This window comes from Pseudomonas sp. ESBL9, from assembly GCF_036668715.1.
Lineage (GTDB): Bacteria > Pseudomonadota > Gammaproteobacteria > Pseudomonadales > Pseudomonadaceae > Aquipseudomonas > Aquipseudomonas lundensis.
In genome coordinates, this window is record NZ_JAZEVV010000001.1 from 390,799 (window position 1) to 409,994 (window position 19,196).

Annotated in this window: 20 protein-coding genes and 1 pseudogene; 10 read left to right on the forward strand and 11 right to left on the reverse strand. The window is 56.0% G+C overall.

Features of this window, described 5'->3' with window-relative positions; translation table 11 throughout:
* Positions 1-67: 67 nt before the first annotated feature.
* Positions 68-739 (forward strand): ankyrin repeat domain-containing protein, encoded by a 672-nt coding sequence (locus V6F78_RS01635; protein WP_332726504.1) that lies wholly within the window; start codon positions 68-70, stop codon positions 737-739.
* A 74-nt stretch (positions 740-813) separates the two neighbouring features.
* On the opposite strand, the gene V6F78_RS01640 is transcribed toward V6F78_RS01635, so the two are convergent.
* A complete protein-coding gene (locus V6F78_RS01640) occupies positions 814-1,686 on the reverse strand; it encodes a WYL domain-containing protein (protein WP_332726505.1) in 873 nt (290 codons plus the stop codon).
* A gap of 422 nt (positions 1,687-2,108) precedes the next feature.
* Here V6F78_RS01640 and V6F78_RS01645 point away from each other — a divergent pair, with 422 nt between their 5' ends.
* Both V6F78_RS01645 and V6F78_RS01650 read left to right on the forward strand, forming a co-directional pair.
* Positions 2,109-2,363 (forward strand): hypothetical protein, encoded by a 255-nt coding sequence (locus V6F78_RS01645; RefSeq protein ID WP_332726506.1) that lies wholly within the window; start codon positions 2,109-2,111, stop codon positions 2,361-2,363.
* Between the two features lie 11 nt (positions 2,364-2,374).
* Positions 2,375-3,427 carry an ADP-ribosylglycohydrolase family protein gene (locus tag V6F78_RS01650; protein WP_332726507.1) on the forward strand — a complete coding sequence of 351 codons (1,053 nt, stop codon included), beginning with the start codon at positions 2,375-2,377 and terminating at the stop codon, positions 3,425-3,427.
* A gap of 230 nt (positions 3,428-3,657) precedes the next feature.
* Here V6F78_RS01650 and V6F78_RS01655 read toward each other — a convergent pair.
* From V6F78_RS01655 to V6F78_RS01685, 7 genes and pseudogenes are all read right to left on the reverse strand, one after another.
* Positions 3,658-3,831, reverse strand: a pseudogene (locus V6F78_RS01655) (IS3 family transposase); the annotation flags it as partial.
* Positions 3,832-3,843: 12 nt separating this feature from the next.
* Positions 3,844-5,649, reverse strand: a complete 1,806-nt coding sequence (locus V6F78_RS01660; RefSeq protein WP_047296695.1) for an AIPR family protein — start codon at positions 5,647-5,649, stop codon at positions 3,844-3,846.
* Positions 5,650-5,753: 104 nt separating this feature from the next.
* Positions 5,754-6,916, reverse strand: a protein-coding gene (locus V6F78_RS01665; protein WP_094991569.1) for an IS3 family transposase whose coding sequence is annotated in 2 segments (ribosomal slippage) — positions 5,754-6,661 and positions 6,661-6,916 — 1,164 coding nt in all. Because the reading frame shifts where the segments join, the coding sequence is not laid out codon by codon here.
* Positions 6,917-7,153: 237 nt separating this feature from the next.
* On the reverse strand, positions 7,154-7,672 hold the full coding sequence (locus V6F78_RS01670) for a cysteine hydrolase family protein (protein ID WP_048377292.1): 519 nt from the start codon (positions 7,670-7,672) through the stop codon (positions 7,154-7,156).
* 261 nt (positions 7,673-7,933) lie between these two features.
* Positions 7,934-8,587: a response regulator gene (locus V6F78_RS01675; RefSeq protein WP_052959394.1), complete on the reverse strand. Its 654-nt coding sequence runs from the start codon at positions 8,585-8,587 to the stop codon at positions 7,934-7,936.
* Positions 8,588-8,615: 28 nt separating this feature from the next.
* Entirely contained in the window at positions 8,616-8,894 is a 279-nt protein-coding gene (locus V6F78_RS01680) for a response regulator transcription factor (protein WP_047275128.1), read from the reverse strand.
* 418 nt (positions 8,895-9,312) lie between these two features.
* Complete coding sequence (locus V6F78_RS01685) at positions 9,313-10,209, reverse strand: DMT family transporter (RefSeq protein ID WP_095008641.1); 897 nt, start codon at positions 10,207-10,209, stop codon at positions 9,313-9,315.
* A 142-nt stretch (positions 10,210-10,351) separates the two neighbouring features.
* Between V6F78_RS01685 and V6F78_RS01690 the strand changes: the two genes are divergently transcribed.
* Positions 10,352-11,683 (forward strand): aminotransferase-like domain-containing protein, encoded by a 1,332-nt coding sequence (locus tag V6F78_RS01690; RefSeq protein ID WP_332726508.1) that lies wholly within the window; start codon positions 10,352-10,354, stop codon positions 11,681-11,683.
* 85 nt (positions 11,684-11,768) lie between these two features.
* Here the strand turns inward: V6F78_RS01690 and V6F78_RS01695 are convergent, their stop codons facing one another.
* The gene (locus V6F78_RS01695; RefSeq protein WP_047275122.1) at positions 11,769-12,260 is read right to left on the reverse strand and encodes a hypothetical protein; all 492 of its coding nucleotides are present in this window, start codon (positions 12,258-12,260) and stop codon (positions 11,769-11,771) included.
* Between the two features lie 242 nt (positions 12,261-12,502).
* On the opposite strand from V6F78_RS01695, the gene V6F78_RS01700 reads away from it, so the two are divergent.
* Genes V6F78_RS01700 through V6F78_RS01720 form a run of 5 tightly spaced genes read left to right on the forward strand, consistent with a single transcriptional unit; the run spans position 12,503 to position 17,291 of the window.
* On the forward strand, positions 12,503-14,083 hold the full coding sequence (locus tag V6F78_RS01700; RefSeq protein WP_332726509.1) for an ABC transporter substrate-binding protein: 1,581 nt from the start codon (positions 12,503-12,505) through the stop codon (positions 14,081-14,083).
* On the forward strand, positions 14,068-15,051 hold the full coding sequence (locus tag V6F78_RS01705; protein ID WP_332726510.1) for an ABC transporter permease: 984 nt from the start codon (positions 14,068-14,070) through the stop codon (positions 15,049-15,051). Before V6F78_RS01700 ends, V6F78_RS01705 begins: the two co-directional genes overlap by 16 nt.
* Complete coding sequence (locus tag V6F78_RS01710; RefSeq protein WP_047277515.1) at positions 15,048-15,854, forward strand: ABC transporter permease; 807 nt, start codon at positions 15,048-15,050, stop codon at positions 15,852-15,854. Before V6F78_RS01705 ends, V6F78_RS01710 begins: the two co-directional genes overlap by 4 nt.
* Complete coding sequence (locus V6F78_RS01715; RefSeq protein WP_047293833.1) at positions 15,854-16,660, forward strand: ATP-binding cassette domain-containing protein; 807 nt, start codon at positions 15,854-15,856, stop codon at positions 16,658-16,660. The genes V6F78_RS01710 and V6F78_RS01715 overlap by 1 nt, the downstream gene beginning before the upstream one ends.
* Positions 16,653-17,291, forward strand: a complete 639-nt coding sequence (locus V6F78_RS01720; RefSeq protein ID WP_047293832.1) for an ATP-binding cassette domain-containing protein — start codon at positions 16,653-16,655, stop codon at positions 17,289-17,291. Before V6F78_RS01715 ends, V6F78_RS01720 begins: the two co-directional genes overlap by 8 nt.
* Here the strand turns inward: V6F78_RS01720 and V6F78_RS01725 are convergent.
* Positions 17,252-17,590 carry a DUF6388 family protein gene (locus V6F78_RS01725; RefSeq protein ID WP_047293830.1) on the reverse strand — a complete coding sequence of 113 codons (339 nt, stop codon included), beginning with the start codon at positions 17,588-17,590 and terminating at the stop codon, positions 17,252-17,254. The two genes, V6F78_RS01720 and V6F78_RS01725, sit on opposite strands and share 40 nt — an antisense overlap.
* 28 nt (positions 17,591-17,618) lie before the next feature.
* Positions 17,619-18,530 (reverse strand): AraC family transcriptional regulator, encoded by a 912-nt coding sequence (locus V6F78_RS01730; protein ID WP_332726511.1) that lies wholly within the window; start codon positions 18,528-18,530, stop codon positions 17,619-17,621.
* A 101-nt stretch (positions 18,531-18,631) separates the two neighbouring features.
* On the opposite strand from V6F78_RS01730, the gene V6F78_RS01735 reads away from it, so the two are divergent.
* Positions 18,632-19,189, forward strand: a complete 558-nt coding sequence (locus V6F78_RS01735; RefSeq protein WP_047275105.1) for a carboxymuconolactone decarboxylase family protein — start codon at positions 18,632-18,634, stop codon at positions 19,187-19,189.
* The last annotated feature ends 7 nt before the right edge of the window (positions 19,190-19,196 follow it).

Below are 19,196 nucleotides of genomic sequence, written 5' to 3' on the forward strand. Positions count from 1 at the left end.
CACGAGTTCGAGTGGCTCTCTTAAGCTGTCCATTTTTTTGACATATATCCAATCAGGGAAGGATGCCATGTCTTACACACCCGCACTACTCACGCTGCTTGAGAAAACTCTGGCCCCGACAGGCTATTGCGTTGGTGACATGCTTGATCACGGTATGGGCGACTGGCACGCCTCAGTGCTTCTCGATAACACGGACCATCTGTCGTCGCTCGAGCCGCTAACGTTAAATGACAGGGATTTTGCAGGGCACACCCCACTGGACATCGCCTATCGGTTGAACCGAACTTTCTTGATCGAGCGACTGGAGGTGATCGGTGCGGTGGGGGACAAGTCAATCCTCGAATCGAGAGGCGTTGGCATTTTCATAGAAAATGAAAAGTACGTCCATCTGCCCGGTAAGCAGGGGAAGCTAAATACGCTGGAAAAGCGATACCGGGAAGGCGGAAGTCTCAACGACCGTGATGTGGGAGGGAACACACCTATCCACTGGTTGGCCGCAAACGGCCACTTCAAGGCAGCTAAGCACTTCTCTGAAAAACACTTCATGTTCAACGTTGATATTGATGCGAAGAACAACGAAGGGAACACTCCGCGCAACCTTGCCATCCTCGCGGATCACCAAGACATAGCGCAGCAGCTTTTGATCTGGGAGATCGACAATTACATAACCGCGGTGCGAATCAGGCACAAAATGAGCGCCGGATTGAAGGAAATGTTACCCACACGCAAAGATCGTTAAGTCGTTGTAGCGCTATTGGCAGGGAGGATAGGTTGATTACATGCGGTCAGGTAATCAACCGACTTGCCAACTAATCACTCATACAGCCACGGTCTCAATTCCCTGAGGTTAGTCACCACGATTTGCTGCGCTTCAGGATTAGGGTCCAGGTTTCTGTGGTCGATCTGATAACGCTGCAATACATACTTCACCAAGGCCTTGCGGCTGGGCACCACTAGTTGGCCGTCAACCATGCCGAAGTCGGTTTCAATGATCGCTTTCTGCGCAGGGTTCAATCGCCCATCGGGCGCGATGACGATCGGAATTTCGTTGCTCCAGTCTTCATCTAGCTCACGGGTATTTTCCGAAGCGTCGAGCAAGTCCGGCTCGCCGCGCAGGCGGCTGAGCACAAAGTCCCGGTATTGACCGTTCTTCTCGCAGTATGCCCGCACATGCCAGCGCATGCCGGTATAGACCAGTGTGTGAGGCGCTATGAGGCGAATTTCCAGGTTCGGCGTATTGAGTGACACGTACTCGGTTTCTAGGCGCAGGCCGTCGCGGCAGGCCTTGAGCAGTGGGCGCAAAATCTCTGGGTGAATCGGCCTGTCCGGTACTTCCAGTACCTTGGTGTGGGCATAGGCCAAGGCGAGCCCGTCGATGTGTGGGGCGCGTTCGTTGTTTTGGTAAAGCAGGTGCAGGTAAGCGCTGGCGCTGTCGTCGATGAACTTTGGCTTGAAATGCTTGCTGGGGACATAGCCTTTGAGCTGCTTGTCATAGGCTAGGTTTTTCGGCGCATGCTCGGTGATGTAGGTATTGATGTCCTTGGACGCCTGCTGGCGGCTGATGCCAAAGCTCTGAATCAAATGCCCCGTGGTCAGACGGCCTTCCCACCATGCAACAGTCTCGATCAACCTGTAGCGAAGTGCCAAGTCCCAGCGTACCTGCTCGATGGTTTGCTTGCGTTTCACTTCCCCTCCTTGTGTGCGGTTACTTGAACACATCACTCTACAATAAAGACCTGTCGTTGTAGGCGACATATCCTCAAATTTTCACTCGGCTTTCGAGTTGGCGCCTTCCATTGCAGCTTCCATGTGTAAAGTATAAGGACACATGTTGCTGGATGCGTTGTTCAAACCTTTGCCCGGTGCAGCCGGTGCCGGGGATGTGATTCCGCTTCGGAGGGGCTTCCCTGCCTAGCTCTGGCCCCCTCTAAAGAGACGGCAAAAAGCCATTTTTTTGCCTAAACCTTTTGGCTCCCGCTAGATGTTTCATGCACTTCAATGTGTGTGATTTATTTACCTGTATAAGTCTACATTCTAGACCTGTCGTTAAATACTACATATCGTGTGGATGTCTTCGAGGTGCCTCGATCTCACGGAAGGAAGTGGATATGACGACGTTGGACGCGGTTTCGACAGGTGCGTTGCTGTTGATGGGGATCATCCTGTTGGTGCTGTTGCTGCAGTACCTGCGGTTGCGTGACATCTGGCAATTGCTGTTAGGCGAACGGGATCTCACTCGCTGGGCACGCATCTGGGAAACGGAAAACCGCGAACTGCGCTCAGCCCTGCGGGCAGAAAAAGCCCAAGTCGAAGAGTTGAAGGTAAAACTGACGATGCTGCAGGCCTCGGTACCCACCGCGTGAAAGGAATAGACATGAACAGACTTGAACGGATCAAGGGTTGCCTGCTCGGTGGTGCCATAGGTGATGCGCTTGGCGCACCGGTGGAGTTCCTTGAATGGCCGGTGATCGAAGCCAAGTACGGCTGCCAAGGCATCGTCGACTTCGCCCCCGCATTCGGCCTTACCGGCGCCATCACCGATGACACCCAGATGATGCTCTTCACCGCCGAAGGCTTGCTGCGGGCCTTCGTGCGTGGAAGCGCGGGTGGGGATTGTCATGTGCCCAGCATCATTCACCATGCCCAGTTGCGCTGGCTGCTGACCCAGGATTACCCCGCACCGGTAGTGGTCAGCCAAGATGGCTGGCTGATCGAGCAACAGGCTTTATGGTCACGCCGAGCCCCGGGCACCACCTGCCTCACGGCGCTTAAGGCCAGCCAGCGGATGGGCGCTGTCGCCGAGAACAACAGCAAGGGCTGTGGCGCCTTGGTCCGCGCTGCGCCGTGTGCATTCTTCGCTAACGCCTTTGACTACGCCACCCAGTCCGGCCGCCTGACCCATGGGCACCCGACGGGCTACCTGGCCGGTGGCCTTTTCGCGGACATTCTCCAGCGCATGGTCGACTGGCAAGACAGCCTCGAACACGCCATCAGCGAAAGCTTGGCCAAACACGGGCAAAAGCCCAGCATGGAACAATCCCGCAGTTTCATCGAGCGCGTGCTGTTCTTCTTTTACGAAGGCTACCGGCCCACGCCACAACGCATTGCTGAATTGGGCGGTGGCTGGGTCGCCGAAGAAGCGCTGGCCATCGGGCTGTGGTGCGCGTTATTTGCGGACTCATTGGAAAGCGGCATCATCACAGCCGTAAACCACGGCGGCAACAGCGGCAGCACTGGCCTGATCACCGGCCACCTGCTTGGCGTGCAATACGGCGCCGCGACCATTCCGGCGCGCTGGTTCGCGCAGCTGGAACTGCGCGAGGTGATCGAGCAAATCGGCGAGGATATTGAACGTATTCCCCGTGATTACTGCGGGGTGGGCGGCGAGTTTGATGAGCAGATTGAGAAGGCATATCCCGGTAATTGAGACGAGAACAGGAGAAGAGCGATGCCGATTGTTGCCGCTGACCGAAAACTGACCCGGGTGTTCAACTGCCCCTGTTCAATTTTAAACCCATAGACCCTCGGCATTTAGTCGGTGCGGTGGGGACCTCGTTGCCATGCGGCTATCGCCGCTGCTTGGCTTTTGGTCGATCTCTGCGCGCGCGAAATCACCCCGTACGGGCTATTCGGACCGATAGTAGTGCCGTAAATGCTCTCCGAGGTCAGCGGCACATTTACTATCGGCTCCCAGTTTCGCGTCTGACCTGACCAGCAATCCAGTTTCATTTCCGGGGCTTGCACTTACAGTTCATGGCGTTGAGCAAAAATCTGATGATCCAGCCTTCGATGTCGCTCGGCGGGCGTCACGAAGCTGGTTCGGCTATGGCGCCAAAAACCTCGCTAAGGTAATTTGCTTTCTGGAATGCTTGAGCTCATTGGCGAGTATTTGTAGTTTTTAATGTAGATCCAGCACTCTTCCTTTTTTGCCCACTCAGAGATCATCCTGCCTTGTGCTCCGCTATGTAAGGCCTCATCGACTTCTTTTGCCCAAACAACAATTTGCTTTGCCAATTCAGGTGATATTTTCTGATTTTGCCAGATCATTTCCAGATCGAAATTGGAGCCAACTTTGGCAGAGAAAAGTGACAGGGTATAAATCGTCACATTTCCTTGAAATGCAGGAAACAGGGGGCGTAAAAGCTTCTGAGCAGCTTTGAAGAGAATTACTTGTGCGATCATCCGCTTGAATTCTGTTGGCTCAGGTACTTTTGACAGGCCCTTTTCCGCGCGGTTATCTACATCCACCATGAACGCGTCAAAATTCTTTTGTCCGCCAAGACTCGCCATATGGGGGTTCTGTCCCCACGCGTTCAGGAACTTTGCAAAGTCTGTCTTGGTGATCTTGCGAGCAGGTGGAATAGCTGCTTGCAGCTTTTTGATCCGAGCAGGTGTTTTACCTTCTCGTTCAAGCATGACCTTATAGCTACCGCCAGACCGCTCGTAATACCAGCGTCCGACTCCATCCGGGCAATAGGTTCGTGCGGCCAGTGTTTCAATTTCCGTATGGAAGGGATGGTTTGCCGAAAGATCAGATGCTTTTACGGCGTTCTGACTGTTTGCATATTTAGAGATGTTGGAAATCAACAACTCTTCGCTTTCCGAGGAGCGTAATACGATGAGCTTGGCTGGTACTCGCACCTTGGACAAATCCGTATTTGGAAATTTTTTCTTGGTGAAGTAGAGAGATGCAGTGGTTTGTCCTCCATTGACAATCTGCATTCCTTTCAGCCAAAGGATACCAGGTGAACCATCCGCTGCTCGGTTCATTCCTATTTCATCGGCAACCAAAACAACACCGTTGTTATAAGCCATGAATCGTTCCGGTTCTGTGCGCAGGCTGTCGCGAATGCCTTTATTGATTTTCCCGGTTGCGCTTAAAAAGGAGCGCACGTTGGCTTCAAGAACTCGCGCGCCATATTTGTCGTAAATAAACCTTAGAGCCTCACCTGGAATCGCCGTCAAGGCATAATCATACTCACCTGCAACACCGGGGACCCATACACAAGGCAGAGCGCTTCCCGATATCTCATTGAAGTCTACTAAGACTTCATCCCTAGGGCGGTTCTCCTGGAGGTGGTTGAACAACCGCTCTATATCCATCACTTCGAGCTGGATGGATTTTCCTTGGAATTCAGTGGGGGCAAATCCCCCCTTGTTCTTCAGCCACAAATCGGTGATGACGAAGACCCTTAGTTTGACCAAACCAGAGAAGAACTGTCTGACGCTGACAACTAGAGGATAAGCCTCATTTGTTTCATCCATGCTCTTCTCAAGCGTCCCATTGACGCAGTTCTTGAGAAAACGCATGCATTGGTTGGCGGATTTGACAATTTCCGTTTGTGGGAGCGGCTCAATTTCATCAACCCCCTTGTAGAGACTGACAAACAGGTCAAGCTGATCCGGAGCCTCGTCATCGTCTGAAGAACCGAACGAATAACCACTCAAACGCAGGGTAGAGGCGCCGGGTTGATCGTCGAAATAGCACAGTTGCGGCTCATTGGTCATGCCGATGTCGGACATGTGTTGCATGACCTTTTCGGCAAAAACTAATTCTGGATAGGGATATTTTTCCCCGGGTGAATCGAATGATAGCTCTGCCTCACGTATCTCGGCTTGTAGTTCTTTTAGATACTCAACAAGTTCCACTTTAAAAAACCCCTAATTCCTGCAATGCCTGATCTAGGCTAATTTTTTGAGATTGCACAAGTCCAAGGTCTATCTCATACCTTGCTCGCAGCACACTGTAGTGGTCAACTTATCCCGGACACGACTTTAAGTTTTTCCTCGGCCCGCGCTGGAGCCAACCCATCGTTGAATTGATGAGGCCTAATCCAATTGTAGCGATGCATCAAAAAATGGCTGATATCGCGCTGTGCTTCCTGCGCAGTTCGATAGCCCACGGTCGGTATCCATTCTGTTTTCAAGCTGCGAAATACGCGCTCCATCGGTGCGTTATCCCAGCAGTTTCCTCGTCGACTCATGCTCTGGCGCATGCGGTATCGCCACAACCGCTGGCGAAAGAGTCGGCTTGCATATTGCGATCCCTGGTCCGAGTGGAATAGCAGATCCGAAGGCCTGCCACGCTGCTCGTAAGCCATATCTAGCGCTTTGATCACCAGCTCAGCGTCTGGCTTTTCCGACAGCGCCCAGCCCACGATCCGACGCGTACAAAGATCCAGGACGACAGCCAGGTAATGCCACTTTCCTTGCGCCCAAATATAGGTGATATCGCCGCACCAGACTTGATTGGGCGCTGGCACGTCGAACTCGCGGTTCAATGTGTTCGGGATATCCAGTCTTTCTACTGTTGCTCGTTTGTAGGCATGGGAGCCGGGTTGTTTGCTGACTAAATCAAGCTCGCGCATCAAGCTGCGCACTTTGAATCGACCGATCTGCTCACCGTCTTCACGCATCAGCGACAAAATGCTGCGACTGCCCGCAGCACTGCGACTTTGTGAGAACAGCTCACTGACACGCCTACGCAATCGAAGCCGTTCAACAGCGGGTGAGCGGCGCCGCAGGCGCTGGGCGTAGTAACACGAGCGAGTGACGTCAAACACCTTGCACAGCCAATCAACCGGCTCATGTGCGCTCAACTGGTCAATCAGCGCGAACGCTCGTGATCTTCCGACATCAAGAGCGCGGTAGCCTTTTTTAATATTGATTTCTCTCGCTCAAGCCGAGCAATCCGAGCTTCCAGCTCCTGAATTTTTTGCTGTTCAGGAGTCAGTGCTTTGTTCTGCGGGGTGACGCCTTTATGTTCTTTCTGAATCTGGTCAACCCAGCGGCGCAATGCCGACTCACCAATGCCGAGTGAACGGCTGGCTTCGATGTAGCTGTAGTTTTGCTTGAGCACAAGGTCGGCAGCCTCGCGCTTGAATTCAGGAGTAAAGGAGCGGCGTTGTTTGGTCATCTGACACCTCGATCTGGCGAGCATTCTCGCCTAAATGGGTGTCCGGTTTCATTAGACCACTACAGACCATCACGGGTGCCAAGAGCAGCTAAGTGGGAAGCGGGTAAAAAGTAGCGGTCTGAATGACGTGGAGGTGAAGGCCCGTCTAACGTTTAGTGTGGAACGAAAATGGGTATGAACCGGGTACGTCACAAGTCCCCAGATCAGCCCTATTCAGGGCCGATCTGTCTACAGGTGTTAGAACACCCATTCCTGAGCGGTTACGACACGGCAGAATGGCCCCGCAAGGGTCGCATTGTGATGGGCGATAATCTGCTCTGCTTTAAGGGTGGGCGTGTCACTGCATGTATGACCATCGGCTATCAACACGGCGTCGAATCCAAGATCTCTTGCAGCGCGGCAGGTGCTGTCAACGCAATATTGGGTTTTCATACCCGTGATGACCACGCCTTCAACGCCAAACGCCTGTAGCTGATCGGCCAGCTCTGTTTTGGTAAAGGCGTCAGGGCGGGTTTTCTCGAAGATGACTTCCTCACCCTTTAACACCAACTCCGGCACCAGTTGCGTCAGCGGGCTTGTAGGTTCGATCGGTGAGCCGGGTGGACCAATGTGGCGCGCCAGGAAAATAGGTGCGCCCGCTATCCGGGCTTTGCTCATCAACGTGTTTACCGTTGTAACCAGTGCTTCGCCGGCCAGTGGTTTGTCCGGGCCATGCAGTAATCCAACCTGCATATCGAGAATTAACAGAGCATACATGGGGCTTTCCTTGCGTTGTGGCCAGAGACACAAGGGCAAAAGAAAAGGCCCTTACCATCACTGGCGGGCCTTTGAAGTTCGTGTGTTATGGGCTCACGACACCTCTCACGACCCGCCTTTGGCGGTCGTGGTTGTCGTAGTCAAGGCAATGCGTAGGTGATCCATGGGCCTGACAGTAGCGGTATGACCAAAACTTGGCAAGTGGATGCAAGGGCAGATGTTCGCGATCAGCGACGCATTAATAAGCGCTTGCTGGGGTTTTCAAGATTTGAGCCCCATCCCTGCTGCCCACTCCACCAGTGCGCTGTCACGCGCGAGTCCAAGTTTATTCATTGCCATGCGCTTTTGGCGGCTGATGGTCTTTTCGCTACGGCTGAGTCGCGTAGCAATTTGGCGGCCGGAATGCCCCAAGATGAATAATCTTACAACTTCAATTTCTTTGGGCGAGAGCGCCACTAACGAGCCCTTAGGCAAGTGCTTTGAGGAAGAAGACTGCTCTTCAAGCGCTTTCACAAAGGTAGGGCTAATGTAAAGTTTGCCTTTGCTCACAACGCGTACGGCATGGACCAACTCGGATAAATCATTGTGTTTGTCAAACAGACCGGCGACGCCCAATCCCAACAACGCTTTCAACGCCGCAGGATTGTTCAGCATGGTCATAACGATAATTTTTACCGGTTCGAAATGCCGACGAATGTAGCTGATGAGTGCCAGACCGTCCGGCTGGCTACCTCGTGGCATGGAGTAGTCAGTAATCAGCACCTGGCACGGGTAGCGTTGAAGTTTCTCGATCAGGTCGTCTGTGCCGAACGCATGGCCAGCGATGCTGTATGAGGCGTCCAACTGCCCCGATAACGTCATCATCGCCCCTTGCACAACCACGGGATGATCATCCGCCACAATGAGGCTCAGCACTGATGCGCTCCGTATTGCCATGAGGCATTTAAGAAAACGTGATCAGCCCGAGTTGAACCGCTTTGAGGGCGGCAGTGTGACGTGACGACACACCGAATTTTCGTCTCAGGTTGTAAAAATGAAAATTCACACCGGCCTCTGTACAACCGACGATGCGAGCGATGTCCCATGAGGACTTTCCAAGCAAACTCCACTGTAAAACTTCCTTTTCCCTTGGGGTCAATTTGACGTTCTCCGTAGCCTCTTCATCGTATGAATGAAAAGCCTGACTGCGCTGCTCTGGTTGGAGCGGACGTTGACGGATCATGTTGTTTTCTCCCTCATGCCTGGATGCGGAATCGACACCACCACACTGCCGGACGCTTTTTGGCAGTAAAAAACGGGTGTTCAAGTGAGGGATTTATAACGCGCTGATTTGAGCGTTGTAACCTGTCAGAAATTACAGTTCGCCAAGGTTACTTGGCTTTGCAGGATGCTTCCTTCCGACTTCTGGGCAGGAGTTGTAGGAGATATCAATGGGATAGGGAGTTAATTTAAAAATGGTAGTAAGAATAAGTTGCATGGTTCGTGAGCAGCTTTCTTCCAAAAAAACTTGCCAGGCCTAAAGCGCGCATTCAAAGGTTACGCCGGGGTGCCAGCCTTAGCGGGGGCCGCAAAGACCGGAAGCGTCACGGATTGAGTGACGCTGTTGATCTTGCACGGTTACGTGCAAGATAAGTGGCGCGCTATTTCGCACACCGTTTTGCCCCGATCACACAGGCGATCACCGCGACCGTTACCCCAAACATGCCCGGGCTAACGGTCTCATGCAGCAAGGAGGCGGCGAGCGCCAAACCGAAAAAGGGTTGCAATAACTGGAGTTGACCTACCGCCGCAATGCCTCCCTGAGCAAGCCCGCGGTACCAAAATACGAAACCGATCAGCATGCTGAACACCGAGACGTAGGCCAGGCTTAACCATGCCTGCGGGCTGATCCCAGCGAACGAAGGTGGAGCATAGAAACCACTGAGCGTGGCCATCAGCGGTAATGACAACACCAGCGCCCATGAGATGACTTGCCACCCCCCCAAGGTCCGCGAGAGTTTCGCGCCTTCTGCGTAACCCAGGCCGCACACCAACACAGCACACAGCATCAGCGCATCTCCTTGCAGCGACGCCCTCAGGCCTTGCGCTATGGCGTAGGCCACCACCAATGAACAGCCCAGCACCGAAAACAGCCAGAAGGCCGGCCGGGGCCTTTCTCCACCGCGCAGGACCCCGAATACAGCAGTGGCCAAAGGCAGCATGCCGAGGAAGACAATCGAGTGTGCCGAGGTCACATGCTGGAGCGCCAATGCCGTTAACAAGGGGAATCCGACGACCACGCCTATAGCCACTATCAGCAGGGACAAAAGTTGATTTCTTACAGGACGTCGCTCCCTGAAAAACCAGAGTGCGCACGCAGCCAACAGGCCTGCCAGGGTTGCGCGGGCAACCGTCAGGAATACGGGGTCAAACTCCATTACCGCGATCCGGGTTGCGGGCAAAGAGCCACTAAAGATCACAACGCCGATGAATCCATTGATCCATCCGCGTTTGATACGGTCGTCGTTCGGTTTGGTAGACCCGCAGATGCTGTCCATGCTGTGAAATCCTGAGCTGATGAGTGACAGGTTGAGTGCATCGCCAGGACGAAGATGCGTCCAGGAAGTTTCAATTGCGTGCGTTGCATCCTAGGGTTAATGATTCGGAACAATCAAAAAATTGTCATGGATACAAAGTGAAATGACGCGCTCCCGTTACAAATACCTGGTCGACCGCCTGGCCGCAGCTATACGTTCAGGCAGTCTTGGCCCTGGCACCCGGTTACCTACGCACCGTCAACTGGCGGCGGCCCATGGCCTGGCGTTGGCAACGGCCAGTCGCGTGTACGCAGAACTGGCGGCCATGGGGCTGGTCAGCGGAGAGACCGGGCGCGGGACTTTCGTCAGGGAAACTGCTTTGCCGCCTGGGCAGGGCATAGACCAGCCACCCCTTGAGTCGGGGATGCTGGACTTGAATTTCAATTACCCCTCATTGCCAGGCCAGACGGACCTTTTGCGACAGGCACTGCGCCAATTGGCGCTCAGCGGAGATCTGCAAACCCTTCTGCGTTATCAGCCCCATGGCGGGCGTCTGCATGAACGGGCAAGTGTGGCCAGGCACTTGGCGACCCGCGGCATCGGCGCATCGGCCGAGCAGGTATTGATGGTCAATGGGGCTCAGCACGGCTTGGCCGTAGCGCTGATGGCGCTGTTGAAACCGGGGGACGTCATCGCGGCGGATGCCTTGACGTATTCCGGTTTCAAAGTGCTGGCTCAAAGTCTTCATTTAGAAGTTTTGCCCATTCCTGTCACCGCTCACGGGCCTGATCTGGACGCGTTTGAACGACTGTGCCGCGGCCGTCCTGTGCGTGCTGTTTACTGCATGCCGACCTTGCACAACCCACTGGGCTGGGTCATGGGAACCGAACAACGGGCCCACCTGGTATCCATTGCGCGGCAATACGACCTGACCATCATTGAAGATGCGGTCTACGCGTTTTTGATCGAAAAAGCGCCGTTGCCGATGGTGAGCTTGGCGCCTGAACGCACGGTCTACGTGTCAGGCTTATCCAAAAGCGTGGCGACCGGGCTGCGTGTGGGGTTTGTTGTCGCTCCGATACAGCACATTAGCGCGCTGGAGCGCGCGATCCGGGCGACGGTCTGGAACGTGCCGGGCGTAATGACCGCTATTGCAACCGCCTGGCTGGATGATGGAACCGTCAGTCTGCTGGAGTCGCAAAAAAGGGAGGATGCGCAAGCACGCCAACATCTGGCTGACGAAGTGTTGTCAGGGTTGCCGTATCTTCGCCACCCCTCGTCTTACTTCATCTGGTTACCGTTGTCCGAGGACGTGCGTGCCGACCAGGTAGCCATGATGTTGATGAGCGAGCATGTCTCTGTTTCTACCGCAGAGCCATTTGCGATCACGGCCCATATTCCACATGCAATCAGGCTGGCGTTGGGGTCAGTTGACATGATTGCGTTACGCGAAGCGTTGCTGAAAGTGAGGCGGGTGGTGGAGGCGCTTGGTTGACCATTGGCAGTGATCTCAGCGCCTCACTCCCTGCGTAGGTCAGGCAGGGAGTTTCTCCGACGGCACGCCGATCAATGCATGTGGTTCAAATCCCCGAACGGATCATGGGGCTGATCAAGCGGCTACCCAGGCTTAGCGCCTCTGTTACCAGCCCGCGCAGGCTGTCGGTGTTTTCCTCATTGATGCTCTGGGTCATTTTTTCACCGAGGGTAGACCCTTCTTCGGCCGCTTGTGGCAAGGCCCGCAGGATCAGCAAACCGTTGTTGGTCAAAATCACCTCAAAAAACGATACCCCTGACATGCCATCGAAGTGGATGTAACCGACGTCAGCCAGCCACTTGATGGTGGCGAGGAAAAGGCTTTCTTCTTTTTCAAGTGCTTCACGGGTGCCGGCGCGCAAGGTTTTGTAGTCGATAAAGTCTTCTGCGCTGATGCTGACAGGCAGTGGGAAGCTGCGGTACAGCTTGCCGAAGACCATGCCGGTGTAGCAATCGAACAGTTCGATATTGTTCGAGGGCAAGGCGTTGATTGAATGTACGTTTTTATCTTTCAAGTGACTGGCGAGTACGTTGAACATGCGAACCTCTGTCAGTGAAGTCGTTGATCGCTGCAAATGCATACCCATGGGTATAGCACACACCCGTGTGCGCTGTTTTTTCAACGCCTGAATCAGGGGGCAGGGTCAGTTTCTGCCGGGACGCGCAAGTGTGACTGGATGTTAGGAGGCGCCCAAACAATCTATCGCCTGGCTGGCTATTTGAAGCAGCACTGCTTAACTATTGCGCGTTAGCCATGTTGATATTTCTTTTTGGAGGATGAATGTCCAAGCCCGCATGGATGCGCTCACTAGGGATCACAGTGGCCTTGCTCGGAATACTGGCTGCGCCAGTTTATTCAGCGCAGGCGCGCACATTGAAGCTGGCCATTGGCGATGAGCCCACCGAAGGTTTTGATCCCATGCTGGGGTGGAGTCATGGCAGTTATTTGCTGCTGCACAGCCCCTTGCTCAAACAGAATGAAGACCTGTCCTGGAGCAGCTTTCTGCTCAGTGATTATCAAACGGGTGAGGACGGGAAAACCTGGACCCTGACGCTCAAGCCGGGCCTGAAATTTTCCGATGGCTCGGCGCTTGAGGCCAAAGACGTTGCCTACACGTACAACAATGCAGCGGCCAGCGGCGGCAAAGTGGACATGGGCAATTTTCTGAAGGCTGAAGCGGTGGATCCCTTGACTGTGCGGATTGCGCTCAAGGCAGCGCAAAGCACCTTCGTCAATGTGCTCGGTTCATTGGGCATCGTGTCCGCTGACCAGTACGACGCTAAAACCTATGCGCAAAAACCGATTGGTGCCGGGCCTTATCGGCTGGTCAGCTATCAGCCGGGTCAGCAATTGATCGTTGAAGCCAACCCCTATTACGCCGGGCACAAGAATGATTTCCCCCGACTGGTGTTTGTGTTTCTAGATGAAGACAGCGCCTTTGCAGCGGCACAAAGCAAACAGTTGGGGATTGTGCGGATTGCACCGGCATTGGCGGTCACGCCTGCCCATGGCATGAAGCTCTGGGTTCGTCCCAGTGTCGAGAACCGCGGCATTGTGTTGCCCACCACGGCTTCTGGCAAAAAAGACGCGCAGGGCTACCCGATCGGCAATGACGTGACCGCCGACGTGGCCATTCGCAAAGCCATCAACTACGCGATCGATCGTCAGTTGCTGGCCGATCAGGTGCTGGAAGGGCACGCAATCCCCGCTTTTACAGGCGTTGAAGGCCTGCCGTGGAATAACCCCGACGCCGCCTTCAAAGATGGCGACAGCGCGAAAGCCAAGCAGACCCTCGAAGACGCCGGATGGGTCGAAACCCCCACGGGTGTGCGCGAAAAAAACGGTCTGCCAGCCAAAGTGACCCTCTGGTATGCCAGCGGTGATGCCACGCGGCGTGATCTTGCCCAGGCCGTGCGCGCCATGCTCAAGCCGGTCGGCATTGCTGTGGATTTGCAATCCGGTAGTTGGGAAACCGTTGAACGCAACATGCACGCCAACCCGACGCTTTTTGGCTGGGGCAGCCTCGACCCGATGGAGCTTTACCACCACTACAGCAGCAAGGCCGCTGGCGTGGAGTACTACAACCCCGGCTATTACCGCAATCCGGTGGTCGATCAACACTTGCAGCAAGCACTGGACGCGCCCAACTGGCAGCAGGCGGTGCCGTTCTGGCAACAGGTGGAGTGGGACGGCAAAACCGGCGTCGGGGTCAAAGGGGATGCTGCCTGGGCGTGGTTGCTTAATGTGCAACACACGTATCTGGCCGATGAATGCATCGATTTAGGCAAAGGCGCCCCTGAAATCCACGGCTCCTGGTCATTGCTCAATAGCCTTGATGGCTGGAAATGGACCTGCCAGTGATCCGTGAGGCCGCGTGGTTTGTGGTGCGCTTACTGGGCTTGTTGCTGGTGACGGCCGCAGGCACGTTCACGTTGCTCAGTTTTTCTCCGGTCGACCCGATCCGCGCTTACATCGGTAACGATTTGTTGCACGTGCCGCCCGAACAATACCCCTTGATCGCGGCGAGATGGGGGCTAGACCTGCCGTTGTGGGAACGCTTCTGGCATTGGTTTACGCAAATGCTACACGGCGATTTCGGCTATTCGATGTTGTACAACGCACCGGTCTCACAGGTGATTGGCGAACGTTTTGCCACCTCGTTTGCGTTGCTGTTTTCGGCGTGGCTGTTCTCAGGAATCGTCGGGTTGGCAATGGGGCTCACCGCCGGTCGTTATTTACATCGCTGGCCTGATCGGCTGCTGTCCACGTTGTCTTACGTCCTGTCGTCTTTGCCCACGTTCTGGATCGGTTTGTTGCTGCTGTCACTGTTTGCCGTGACCCTCAATTGGGCACCGATTTGTTGTGCATGGACGCCCGGCAGCGACGCTGCGACCGCGACCTGGCGTGACAAATTGCATCACCTGATTTTGCCCATGCTGGCGCTGGGATTATTGGGGGTGGGTAACATTGCGTTGCACACCCGTTCGCGGGTCGCTGAAGTCATGGGCAGCGAGTTCATTCGTTATGCCCGCGCTCAAGGGGACAACGGCTGGCCGCTGATCAGGTTTCATGTGCTGCGTCACGCGCTGACGCCTGCCGTGTGCCTGCAATTTGCGTCGGTGGGCGAATTGATTGGTGGATCTTTGCTGGCCGAAAAAGTTTTCGCGTATCCGGGATTGGGGCAGGCCACGATCGACGCAGGTTTACGGGGCGACATCCCGCTGCTGATGGGCATTGTGATGTTTTGCGCCGTGCTGGTGTTCACGGGAAACAGCATTGCCAACGCGCTATTACTGCGCCTCAACCGCGGGGCGGCGCGCCAGTCATGACGTTTAACCCTCAGCGCGCCCTGTTACGCCTCAGTGCCTCACTGTTACTGCTGATCCTGCTGGTCGCCTACGGTATTTCGGTGTCGGGTGTCGAGGTCTCCATGGACTTGCTGGCGCGGCGTCAGGCGCCCTCGACGCAGTTCTGGTTCGGCACCGACAGCCTCGGCCGCGACCTGTGGTTGCGCTGCTTTCAGGGCATGACCACCAGTTTGCACATCGGCCTCGTTGCTGCCTTCAGCAGTGGCGCGTTGGCCATGCTTGCCGCCAGCCTGTGTGCCGTAAACAAAACCCTGGATTTTCTGATTCGCGGGTTGATCGACAGCCTGTTGTCCTTGCCACATCTGTTGTTGCTGGTGTTGATCTGCTTCACCCTCGGCGGCGGCAAACACGGGGTGATTCTGGCGGTTGCGCTGACCCATTGGCCGCGTCTGGCCTTGATTCTTCGCGGGGAGCTGTTGCGAATCCGCGAAAGTGATTTCGTCATGCTGTCGCACCGGCTGGGCAACAGCAGTTTTTATCGCTGGCGTCACCATTTGCTACCGTTACTGCTGCCGCAATGGATCGTCGGCACCTTGCTGATGTTCCCCCATGCGGTGCTGCACTCGGCGGCCCTGAGTTTTCTGGGTTTTGGGCTGGCGCCCCATGACCCGTCGCTGGGTTTATTGCTGGCCGACGCCCTGCGTTACCTGAGCAGTGGCGCGTGGTGGCTGGCGTTTTTCCCCGGTTTGATTCTGGTGAGTCTGGTGCTGGTGTTCGACCAGTTCGCGCGGGCTTTGCAGCAGTTATGGATAAGGGTCACCTGATGCTGACATTCAACCGCCTGGCCATCGACATTGCCCACTACCGCTGGTTGGGCCACACCACCTGGCAGCCGTTGCTGAGCAACATTACCCTTGACGTGCGACCCGGTGAGCTGGTCGCGCTGGTGGGTTCAAGTGGTGAAGGTAAAAGCCTGTTGCTGCAAAGTGCACTGGGTTTGCTGCCTGACAACATGCGCTGTCGCGGGGAGATCCGGCTGGACGGGCAATGCCTGAGTGACACCGACAAAATCCATCAGCGGGGCAAAACCCTGTGTTACGTCCCGCAAGGGGTGAGTGCCCTCAATCCCTTGCTTAAAGTGGGCCCGCAGTTACAAAGGGCTGCGCGGTTGAGTGGTGTCGCCCTGGGCCTGGATGACGTAGCCCGACAGTTACAGCAGTACAACCTGCAACCTGAGCTAGTGGACACGTATCCGCGCAGGTTGTCCGGCGGGATGGCCAAACGGGTGCTGGCCAGTGGTGCGGCGTTGACCCACGCCCGCTACCTGCTTGCTGATGAAATCACCGCCTGGCTCGATGACGAACACGCCTGCCAACTGCTGCATCACTTCAAGCGCCTTTGCCAGCAAGGACGTGGGGTTTTATGGGTGACCCATGATCTGGCACTGGCCGCCCGGTTTGCCGACACCATCGCGGTGTTGCACCACGGCCAATTGCACGAAACCGTGAGTGCGCAGGCGCTGCGCGATAACGGCGCCAGCCCCTGGTTGCAGTCGCTGTGGGCGGCGTTGCCCGAGCAGCAATTCATTCACCGGCGTGTGCCGCAACCGGAGTGCCCGCCCCATGCTTGAAGTCCAACAACTGACCATTGAGCAAAACGGCCAGCGGCTGTGGGACTCGGTATCGTTTCACGTCAGCGCCGGGGAGCGTCAGGGCATTTCGGCCCCCAGTGGCTATGGCAAAACCACCCTGGGCCGGGTGCTGGCGCAATGGCAGGGGGCGACGTCGGGTCGGATCACCGTGGACGCAAAACCGCTGGCGAAGCAGGGCTACTGCCCGATCCAGCTGGTGCCCCAACACCCGGAGCTGACGTTCAACCCCTATCGCAGCACGGGCGATAGCCTGCGCGATGCCTGGTCTCCGACGGCCGCGTGGCTAGACCGGCTGGCGATCAGCCCGGCGTGGCTGAAACGACGTCCTGACGAGTTGTCCGGTGGCGAACTGGCGCGTATTGCGTTGCTCAGGGCGCTGGACCCGCGCACGCGTTTTCTCATTGCCGATGAAGTCACCGCGCAACTGGATGCGCACATTCAGGCGCAGGTGTGGCACGTGCTGCTTGACGAGGTCCGGCGCCGTGATCTGGGGTTGATTGTGTTCAGCCACAATAAGGCGTTGCTGGAAAAAGTCTGTTCAAGCATCTGGTACCCGCAGGCGCAGGGCCCTCAGTGCGGACTGGCAACGATCCCGTACAGCTCACAATAATCGGCCCACGCCATGCCTGCCATTTGCGCCACTTCGCGGTGTACTTCCAGCCGTTGAGCTTCAAAAGCGGCCTCGCTGTCACTGGTCAATTTCAGGGTCAATTCCCACGCGAACAAGCCCAGTCGCTCCGCTTCGGCTTCGAACGCTTCGTTCAGCCGCTCCTGACGATACACCTCTGGCAGCTGCCCGACGGCGCGGGCTTCAAGGGGGTTCAGGCGATCGAGTTGCTCGCGCAGGTCGGGGCGTTCGGCAAGAAAACGGTCAAGGGCTTGCTGGTGGGTAGGGCCGGGTTCAGTCACGGGTGTCTCCTGTTAACGAAGGGGGAGGTCAGCGGCGTTCATGCTGCTTGCGATATGCGCCCGGTTGCACACCGATGGACTTGGTGAACGCCCGGGTAAACGCTGCAATGGAGTGATAGCCCACCGCTGCGCAGGCTTGTTCGACGGTGTGGTCTGTCTGTAGCAACTGGCAGGCGTGGCGCATGCGCAAGGCCAGTAAGACATGACCGGGGGATTGCCCGGCATGTTCACTGAAGCGCTTGAAAAACGCCGAACGCGACAGGCCAGTACACGCTGCCATGCTTTCCAGGGTCCACGGCTGCTCGGGATGTTCGATCAATTGTTGCAACAGGGTAGAAAATGCCGGTTGCCGCGCCAGGGCTACTAGGCCGCCGAGGTCGGGGTTGTGGCTGACTTGCTGGCGCAGCACGTACAGAAACAACAAATGACTCAGCCGCTCCAGCAAGGCCGCTGAAGGGGCTGGCACACGCTCGCACTCATCCAGAATCAACTGGAAAACAGTGCGCGCCGCGCTGGAGGACGGGTCGTTGGCACGCAGGATCAACCAGGCGGGCAGGGCTTCAAGGATCAGGTCAGACAGCCCCGGCTGAAAGTGAAAAAAGCCGCACACCAATCCGATGCCCTCGTCGGCGTGCGGATCGAGTGCCTGCATGGCCTGACGCGGCAACTGCGCGGCCAGCCCGGCGTCATTTGCGCTGGAAAGCCGGTAGTCCAGGTCTTGCAGCAAAAACAGCGCATCCCCGGCGTTCAATTGCACGCCGTGAGCCTGCCCCTCCACGTGTAGCCAGCAATGGCCCTGTACCACGACGTGAAAACTGGCGCGGGCCAGCCCGTGAGTGCTGCTGTGCCATCCGCCGCAATAGCGCCCGATATGGAACAGGCTGGCGTCTAGCTCAAGGCTTTCTAATAACCAATCAATCAGGGGACTGGACGAATTCATCTAATGGAAACACTCAGAAGCAAGTAATCGCTACTTTAGAATATGGAATCAAATTTTTATAACCAACAGACTGTTCCGACACCTTTTGCAGGAGTCACTTCATGTCTCGTGTCACGCTTCATACCCTCGATTCGGCTCCCGAAGCCGCGAAGCCATATCTGGAAACCGCACAGAAAAATGCCGGGTTCATTCCCAACCTGTTGGGGATTCTAGCCAATGCGCCGGCGGCACTGGAGACTTATGTCACGGTTTCGGGCATCAACGGCAAGGCTGAGCTAACCCTGCCGGAAAGGGAAGTGGTGCAATTGATCGCAGCAACGCGCCATGGGTGCGACTTCTGTGTCGCAGGTCATACCGCCGTGGCGCAGAACAAGGCCAAACTGCCCGACGAAGTCGTCACCGCCCTGCGCGGGCAAACTGAGCTGCCTGAAGAGCGCCTCGAAGCGCTGGCCGCGTTTACCCGCGAAGTCATTGCCAAGCGCGGGGACGTCAGCGACGCCACCTACAGCGAATTCAAGGCCGCCGGTTTCACCGAAGGGCAGGCGCTGGAAGTGATTCTGGGCGTAAGCCTGGCAACCTTGTGCAATTTTGCTAACGTGTTCGCCCGCACGCCGTTGAACCCTGAACTGGCGCGCTATAGCTGGACCCGTCCTGAGTAATCCGGCG